Genomic DNA, 5,018 nt, shown 5'->3' on the forward strand with positions numbered 1-5,018 from the left:
TTGCCTATTGCCTATTGCCTGTTGCCTATTGCCTATTGCCTATTGCCTATTGCCTTTAAGAATGATTTATGATTGCTATATAAGGAATTAAAATTTTAAGAAACAGCTAATTATTTTAATCATGAATAATTAGTTTTTTAATTCCTTATTTTTTCAAGATTATTGATGATTCTTAGCTAGAAGTTTTTGGTAACGTAGCGGTAATTTGCCGGAGCATCATAACTTGCCAATAAGGTACAGGAGCCAGTAATACAGTACCAGTTCCCTCAAAAGTATTGACAAGAAACTCACCAGAAGTCATCGAACCTAAAAGAGATTTAGTAGCTTTTTCAACGCGATAATTTAAAGTAGTTGTGCGAGCGATCGCAAAACTTCCATCGACAACTAATCGGTCATTGCGTAAAGTTATTACTTCAACAGGGCCTTGTGCTGCCATCACCACTGTACCCCTGCCTTTAACTTTTGTTTGAAACAAGCCCTCGCCCCCCATTAAGCCTGATACAAATTTGTTTCGTTCAACTCCTACTTCTACAGTGCCATCACTAGCCCAATAAGCGCCACTATCTAAAATCCATTCGTTCCCGTCTAGTTCTAGGATGTAATATCCCGATAAAGAAGGCTCTAAATATAATTCACCTGTACCTGTATATGTAGGACGGAAAATGTTTTCTCCCGTGGCTAGGGATTTTAAAAATCCACCTGCTGAAGGGGCTTTAGATTGCATCTGAATGTTGCCACGTATATAGGACATAGCACCAGATTCCGTTCGTACTGTTTCGTTTTGTAAAGTCACCTTGACTAGACGTAAGCTTTCTTTTTCGATGATTTCAAAACTTGCCATAATTTTCCTTTCGATTTTTGCACAAAAAATGTTTACTTGGTTCTGAGCCAGAATTCATATCCATTTTTGGCATCTATTTTTACAAATGGCAAGCCAGAAAAATTTAATTATATTGCTAGACAAAGCTTATTTGATGGAAATGAATTATCTCTGTTCATAAAAAATAAGTCAGCCTAATTAAACATCAAATCTTTAGGTAATTGATGCCCGACTTCTGTGAGAAGTCGGGCATTTATATTACAAATATTCTTAACCGAGAAGTATTGAGATTGTATCCGTATAAATGAGTCTAAAAAAAGACCTCTCCCTGGTTTTACTAAGTAATACCAATTTTAAAAAAGAATGCAACAAATAGACCATTTGTAGAGACGCGATTCATCGCGTCTTTACCCCGATTCATCGCATCTTTACCCCGATTCATCGCGTCTTTACCCCAATTCATCGCATCTTTACCCAAGGATGTGTTGCAATCATTAATTGAATTGGTATAAAACCAGGGAGAGGGACAGACTCAAGATAAGGAGAGGTTTGTTCAATTTACGTTAATTTAGAGTGAAGATTTATAATTTTGAAAAATAGTTAACGGACTAGTGACTTCTAACTTTTAACTCCTGACTTTTGTTTATTGCTAACTTCTAAGGGCAGGAAAATCGTCAAAACTTCCCCATAGTGTGGACGCTGGCGCACAATCAGTTTGCCGCCGATCGCTTGAAACAAATGCTTGGTTGCGGCGATATTCAAACTAATCGTACCCGTTTCTGGTTGGAACATCAGCAGTTGACCAAGTGCTTTGCGAATTGGCGGCGTCGCAGGTATAGCGGCTTTACTTGAATCTTTGCATCCAAATTGGGGCGATAATTGTAACTTCAGTTGATCTCCAGCCGGGATAACTTGTACTTGAATATGGCTACCAGCAGGTAAGCTGCGAGTAAAATTCTCCATCAAACCAGTGAGTACCTGATCCAGCATGGTGGGATTGCTTACCACTGTTGGTAGTTGCTGGGGTAAAACGACATTTAAAGTTAAGTTCCGCCGATGCGCTGCTTGTTCCCAACGGGGAATACTTTGCTGCAATACTTGATCTAAAGACATCGGCGTGAGTTGAGTTTTTGATGATTTGGCTGAGGCAGTAGTTTCTAATTCTGCTGCCTTAAACAGCAACTCCATGCGATCAATTTGCTCGGTACACTCGTGATCGATAATTTTTAAACGATTAATCACACTAGCATCTAAGTCTCGCCGCTTCAGCAGCAGACGAGTCATGGTGCGAATAGTTGTTAAGGGTGTGCGGACTTCGTGAGCGAAGGCTTGGAGCAATTCTACATCAGGATTTGAGGGTTGGGCTTGGGCGATTGGGCATGGGTTATTTTCTTTGTCGTCCTTGTCTCCAGTCCCTAGCAAAGAATCCTTAGTCTCTTCTGCTTCTGTTAATTCCTGAAGCAACAACTGACTAAACTGAATCATGATGCGGCAATCTGGTGCTACCGGAGAATACTGTTGTACTAATGTATCCAGGCGGGCAAAAAATTCTGGATTAGCCAGCATTACCCTTGCTCCTAGCGATCGCCAAGCCTGCTGTACTACTTCTGGCTCAAAAGAAAATGAAAAGGTTTTTTTACCGTTTTTGTGAGTTGCTAAAACCAGTACTAATCTAAATTTATCTGTAAAAACTAAGCAAAATTGTTCTGCCCCTAACGGATCGGCAGGTAATAACGGAAGTACCGATTCATGGGGAGCAATTTCTTCATTTCCAGACGCGTTGGCATAGCCCAACCCAGGCATCACATCTGGCATCTGAAATGGCATCAGCGCCAAGGGGTTAAATGGTTTTGCGGTAAAAGTTACTGTTTGTAAGCTTTGAGTCAGTTTTGGCTGACTAAATAAGGGTGCTGGAGCAGCTAAAACTAATCCTTGGGTTGTGTCAACCGAAGCAGATGCTAAAGTACTTAATAGCAAATGTTCTGTTGCTGCGAGGCTGACACGCCATTGCCGCTCTGCTTTACCAGGTGAACATTCAGCCACACTTGATTGATTTTCAGCCAAGATTTCGCTCAGACTTGGCAATATCCATTCGTACACAAGTTTTCACCCCTTAATTCAAGAGCGACTAACAGCGTCTAGGGTAGACATTTGACTACTACCTAAGAGGTTATAGCTATTTGTGTACTTATGACAGTGGTAGAACCGAACAATTCGGGCGCAATTTCCCCTCTCAGTGCGATGTCTACGACGGGCTACGCCTACGCAGTTAGGGGTTGAAAAAGACTTGCGGTGACTTTTACCGATTGCTATGGCGATCGCAGATTGATAATTCTGCTAATTCCAATTCTCGAATTGGGATTGCAATTACAAACTCTGCACCCTCTCCCGGTGATGAAATGCATTGCAAAGATCCACCATGTTTTTCAGTAATTATCTGGTAGCTGATCGATAATCCCATACCAGTTCCCCTACCAACTGGTTTTGTGGTGAAAAAAGGATCAAATAAACGCGACTGGATTTCTTCTGGAATTCCTGATCCATTATCAGCAATCCGAATAATCGCATTTTCATTTACCTGTTCAGAAGAAATGCGAATCAAAGGATTTGGACAAAGTTCTTTTTGGAAACACTCTTCTAAAGCATCGATTGCATTTGCCAAAAGGTTCATAAATACCTGATTCATTTGCCCTGCAAAACACTGGATTTTAGCTATTTCACCATATTCTTTGACTACTTGAATTTGAGGGCGATTATTTTGTGCTTTAAGACGGTGTTGCAAAATTAACAGGGTACTGTCGATTCCTTCATGCAAATCAGCCGTTTTAAACTCAGCTTCATCCAGGCGAGAGAAAATTCGTAGACTGAGAACAATTTCCCGGATGCGTTTAGCCCCCATCTTCATTGAGGACAACATCTTAGGCAAATCTTCTATTAGGTACTCAATATCTGCTTCTTCGTTAGCATTTTTAATTTCTGGCTCTGGGTTAGGATAATAATTTTGATAAAGCTTAATTAACAACAGCAGCTGTTGAGTGTAATCATCAGTGTACTGGATGTTACCGTAGATAAAATTAACTGGATTGTTAATTTCATGGGCAACTCCCGCCACTAATTGACCCAGACTGGACATTTTTTCAGATTGAATTAATTGAATTTGGGTTTTTTGTAGGTCTTTCAGAGCTTGCTGAAGTTCTACTTCTGCGTGGTGACGCTCAACAATTTTGTCTCGTAATTGTTCGTTAGCATTGACCAACTCATGTCTGGAATGTTGCAGATCGTCCGCCATTTTATTGAAAGAGGTAGCTAACTCGCCAATCTCATCCTGAGAACGAATACTAACTCTGGTATCTAGCTTACCTTCAGCCAAATTTACCACAGCTTGCTGGAGCTGTTTAATTGGTTTTGAAATGCTTCTAGAGATCAAATAACCTACTAATAGTGCCAGGATGCCACATACGAAACTGATAACCGATGTGGCAACAATATTTTTATGGGCTGTTGCTAGGGCTGCTTCATAAAGCGGTGTATATTCTAGAATGACTGCACCAACTGTTTCACCCTTACCATTCTTAAAAGGAACAGCAATCAATCGAATCCCTTTTGGGTACTCAGAACTGAACTCAACATAAGTTCTTGGTATATCATCTTGAATAGTTTTACCAACTTCATTATTGCGATCGTGATCTAATCGTGTACCAATGTCTTCTGGAACTACATCTGCCAGAATGATTTTATTGCGGTCTACAATCTCCAGATCGCGCTGACGTCTCTTGTGTAGCGAGATAACATGGTCTTGCAATTCGGCTAGCATCTTATCTCGCGATCCGATTTCGTGGTATTCATCAAGTTCATGACTTACGAAATATGCCACTAGTCCAGCAACTTCTTCAGCCTCTTGTTGAGCAATATACTTAGCTATCTTCAATTGTTGATGAGCATTAATCGCACCAGTAATTACTGAGAGAGTAGCTATTCCTAGAATTCCCGAAATTAATTTCTGACTAATTTTCATTCCTTGCTCGAAACCTCAAGTGCTGGCTGCTGCGCTAATTCAGTTTTGGGGAGTTTGCCCTGATTTTAAAATTCCCACATGTATGCCTGAAAGCTACAGAGTCAACAACCATTAGCCAAATCTTTAATCTAGTAGTCTGCCAACCCAAAATTGTTAGGTGAGGGCTGGGAAAAGGGGAAAGGT

Annotated in this window: 4 protein-coding genes; all 4 read right to left on the reverse strand. The window is 40.6% G+C overall.

Translation table 11 applies throughout. From position 1 onward, the window contains the following. Nucleotides 1–172: 172 nt before the first annotated feature. The 4 genes from VB740_RS35795 to VB740_RS35810 all read right to left on the reverse strand — a co-directional run bounded on the left by VB740_RS35795 (nt 173) and on the right by VB740_RS35810 (nt 4,835). Nucleotides 173–841, reverse strand: a complete 669-nt coding sequence (locus tag VB740_RS35795) for an AIM24 family protein (protein ID WP_323204549.1) — start codon at nt 839–841, stop codon at nt 173–175. A 316-nt stretch (nt 842–1,157) separates the two neighbouring features. Beyond that, nucleotides 1,158–1,283, reverse strand: a complete 126-nt coding sequence (locus VB740_RS35800; RefSeq protein WP_323204550.1) for a hypothetical protein — start codon at nt 1,281–1,283, stop codon at nt 1,158–1,160. Between the two features lie 155 nt (nt 1,284–1,438). Continuing rightward, the gene (locus VB740_RS35805; protein WP_323204551.1) at nt 1,439–2,920 is read right to left on the reverse strand and encodes a HAMP domain-containing sensor histidine kinase; all 1,482 of its coding nucleotides are present in this window, start codon (nt 2,918–2,920) and stop codon (nt 1,439–1,441) included. A gap of 199 nt (nt 2,921–3,119) precedes the next feature. Further along, nucleotides 3,120–4,835 (reverse strand): ATP-binding protein, encoded by a 1,716-nt coding sequence (locus tag VB740_RS35810; RefSeq protein ID WP_323204552.1) that lies wholly within the window; start codon nt 4,833–4,835, stop codon nt 3,120–3,122. Nucleotides 4,836–5,018: the final 183 nt, after the last annotated feature.

This window comes from Nostoc sp. UHCC 0251, assembly GCF_034932245.1.
Lineage (GTDB): Bacteria > Cyanobacteriota > Cyanobacteriia > Cyanobacteriales > Nostocaceae > Nostoc.